We start from the raw sequence: 2,938 nt of genomic DNA on the forward strand, positions 1-2,938 counted from the left end.
ACATTTCTCCGGTCGCCGTAAGTGAACTCTTAAGGGGGGACACAGATTGCGCAGATGTTGCCGAAATCGGCGATGGGAGGGCGTAGGCTTTGAACATAAGCAATGTCGCATAGAGCAATAGGACGATTCGGTAACGGCGCCGACGTTCGGGAGACCAAAGCTGTCATTGGTCGGGCGCTACAGCCAGGTATTCACCACCCGCCGGTCCAGCTCTTCCCAGTCCGCCATGCCCAGCACTCGCATGGTGTTCAACCCGCGCAAATAACCGCGCAACTGATTGGCGGTGGCCAGCACAAGCGCCGAGTCGGACGGGTTTTCACCCAACAGTACGGTTTCGTACTCGACCAGGTACTCGGCCACCCGGTCACGGAAATCGGGCAAGACGGCGTCACGGATCAAGTCAAAAGTTCTCAAGGGGAGATCCTCATCAATCTGTTCTGGTTGTGACTGAGTGTTTATCCACCTGCACGGCGCGCAACTATTGCTAGACGTAATAGTGACCATTACGAAAGGCAGTTTCTGCTTTACCGACAATAGTCGGAAAATCGCCGCCATTGAAGAACTGAACCGTTTATTTTCTGGATGAGACTCATGCGCCCTTTATTCATGCCTGCCATGGCGTTTGCCTCTGCGTTGCTCGCCGGTTGTGCTTCTGCGCCGAACGACCCGACCCTGACCTTGCAGACCAGCAAGACGCCTGCCCAATACACCGACTGCGTCGTGCCTAAATTGCAGGGCAGTGCGTTGAGCCCGACAGTCTCGCAAACCTCGCGCAGCTACCGGATCGTGGTGCCGAGCAAAGTCTCGACGGACAACGTGCTGGAAGCCTACAAGGCCGGGAAGGGTGGCAAGGTGTTCATCTACGAGCGCCAGTTGCTGGCCTCGAACTTCCTGCCTTCGGCCTTTGAGCGCGCCGCACAGGATTGCATCTGACCCTGACTCGCAAGCGCTTTTCATTGAGCTCCTTTGGTTGGCCGCAACCAACCAATTCATTGAGGTGCATGGCCCGCTCAGAAGCAACAACGGGCAGGGACTGGTAGAGGCGGCGCTCGCGGGGCGGGGGATTGTGTTTTTCCCTTCCTGGCTCCTCTGTAGAGAGAGTTTTCATAAACAAGCAGCTCATTCAGCTTTTGCCCGATTGGGAGGGGGCGGTTGAGCAGACGCCAAGCCAGATACATTTGATTTCCCCCGAGAACCGACTCCGCTCTCAGAAGGTTCGCGTGGTGTGGGACTACTTCATCAGTGCGATTGGCGATCCTCCCTATTGGGATGATCTCAGAGGTTCTCGTACTGCCTGTGATATCTGAAAATGCGAAGGTTCGCTGTTGGCCGTTTTATGCTTGTCGCGAACGGTTGAATCCACAACCCAAAGCAGCCAGTGAAGAGTGGCTGCAATCTGAACGGGTTGTTTTTCTCCAGGCATGACTCCGTCCTTGCCTCTACAGCGACTGACTTTGTAGAGGAGGGAGTTACTGATGTTCGGGGAAAATCAGATGAAAGGCGCCAGCCAAATTGAATAGGTAAACTAGGGTTCAGTGGTTCGCCTTGCCAGTTGCGTTATACCTCCCCCCGAGATGACTGGCGAGGTGAGCCTTACCGCCGCCTCTTCGTTGTAGCAGAACCTTTCTGCCCACTCATCTACTCGGTCGCACACTCCCTATCGGCGAGTTTCAAACTTTTACGGCCCAGAAAAGCTGGACCTCAACGGTGAGGTGGGTATGTCTATTGATTCGAGTTTTCAAGACCAAACACAAGATTCTGTTCCATCCAAACCTGAGCCAGGCGCCGATGAGCCGAGGCTAGATCCTGACGATCCAAACAAATACGATCCGTTGAAAAATCCCAGCGACGATCGTCCTGTGGATTGGAAGGATCCTGCTGAGAGGACAACTCCAGAGGCGGATGAGGAAACACCGCTTTCAGACGACATGCGATAGGGGTGAAAACCCGGCCAGTGAGCGAGCCAGTGAGCCGGGTTTTTTGTTCTCGCCATTCGTCTATTGCCGGGCACTTACAGCGTTTCCCCACCTCACATGCTTAAGCACGGACATTTAAGAAACCATACGGAGAGCAGCATGGACATTGATGAGAATGCACCGGGAAACATATCGCAGCAGGGCGGTACGAGCAGCACGGATAACGAAACTGGTCACGACCCCAAACGGTCTGAAGTTCCGTCGAAAACCGCCGAGGTCGACGCGCCCAATAATCCAAAGCACGACCCCGCAGCTAAAGAAAACTCGTACAGTCCCGACTTCAAATCAGAGCCTGAACATAAGCCGGTTCAAGATGCTGATATTGATACTCAGGGCGGTTAGTAACATCCCGCAAATCAGCACGGAGACTCAGTATGGAAATTGATCGGGATGCAGCTGGAAATATCTCCCGATTTTTAAGGGGACGGATCTATTTTTCCAGACGGCAACCAGGTCCAACTACTCAATGGACCGTCTCACCCGCTTGATCAAAACCGCGTCGCCATCTACAACACCGAAGCCGCCGCCGATAGGCGACGTAGCCAAGACGACCCGAATACGAGATCTAGACGCCACGCCGCGATCAGGGGGCCTGTGCGGCCTGCCACGGGGAGCGTGCTTGCGCTTCCCGGGTGGACTTCGTGCCCTGATCCACTTCTTGCGCACTGATCAGGTCGAGGTCCGTGCCCGAGAACCGCACGGGGTGACATCACTCCGCACGCAGACGTCGTCGTCTCAGGGAACCAGTTGGACCTCGCTTGGCCGCCAGGTCTTGGCGAAGAATGGCTCAAGCGGGCTGTACAGCCGCAGCATCGGGAAATAGCCTTTACCCGGCATGGTCTGAATCCAGTTGCCCCGATTGACATTTGCTGGCTGCGACGGGCTGAAGTAGATCGTCGTGGCGCCGTCCGCGTTCGCTTCAGCAGCGGGAGACGGATAGCTTTGGCTGCCCGCGCGCGGAT

The 2,938-nt window shown here is 55.5% G+C and carries 5 protein-coding genes; 3 read left to right on the plus strand and 2 right to left on the minus strand.

Features of this window, described 5'->3' with window-relative positions; all coding sequences use genetic code 11:
* Window positions 1–177: 177 nt before the first annotated feature.
* A complete protein-coding gene (locus AC1DRJ_RS23220) occupies window positions 178–414 on the minus strand; it encodes a hypothetical protein (RefSeq protein ID WP_477804209.1) in 237 nt (78 codons plus the stop codon).
* Window positions 415–591: 177 nt separating this feature from the next.
* On the opposite strand from AC1DRJ_RS23220, the gene AC1DRJ_RS23225 reads away from it, so the two are divergent.
* The 3 genes from AC1DRJ_RS23225 to AC1DRJ_RS23235 all read left to right on the plus strand — a co-directional run bounded on the left by AC1DRJ_RS23225 (window position 592) and on the right by AC1DRJ_RS23235 (window position 2,318).
* Entirely contained in the window at window positions 592–933 is a 342-nt protein-coding gene (locus AC1DRJ_RS23225) for a hypothetical protein (protein ID WP_477804210.1), read from the plus strand.
* 785 nt (window positions 934–1,718) lie between these two features.
* On the plus strand, window positions 1,719–1,937 hold the full coding sequence (locus AC1DRJ_RS23230) for a hypothetical protein (RefSeq protein ID WP_477804211.1): 219 nt from the start codon (window positions 1,719–1,721) through the stop codon (window positions 1,935–1,937).
* A 138-nt stretch (window positions 1,938–2,075) separates the two neighbouring features.
* Entirely contained in the window at window positions 2,076–2,318 is a 243-nt protein-coding gene (locus AC1DRJ_RS23235; protein ID WP_477804212.1) for a hypothetical protein, read from the plus strand.
* A 393-nt stretch (window positions 2,319–2,711) separates the two neighbouring features.
* Here AC1DRJ_RS23235 and AC1DRJ_RS23240 read toward each other — a convergent pair.
* Window positions 2,712–2,938: DUF1214 domain-containing protein (locus AC1DRJ_RS23240; RefSeq protein WP_477804213.1), on the minus strand; the 227-nt coding region annotated here is incomplete at its 5' end.

The organism is Pseudomonas sp. P5_B2, assembly GCF_056400445.1.

Coding starts and splice junctions, on each gene's coding strand:
- AC1DRJ_RS23225 (WP_477804210.1), top strand. CDS start 592: ATGCGCCCTTTATTCATGCCTGCCATGGCGTTTGCCTCTGCGTTGCTC.
- AC1DRJ_RS23230 (WP_477804211.1), top strand. CDS start 1,719: ATGTCTATTGATTCGAGTTTTCAAGACCAAACACAAGATTCTGTTCCA.
- AC1DRJ_RS23235 (WP_477804212.1), top strand. CDS start 2,076: ATGGACATTGATGAGAATGCACCGGGAAACATATCGCAGCAGGGCGGT.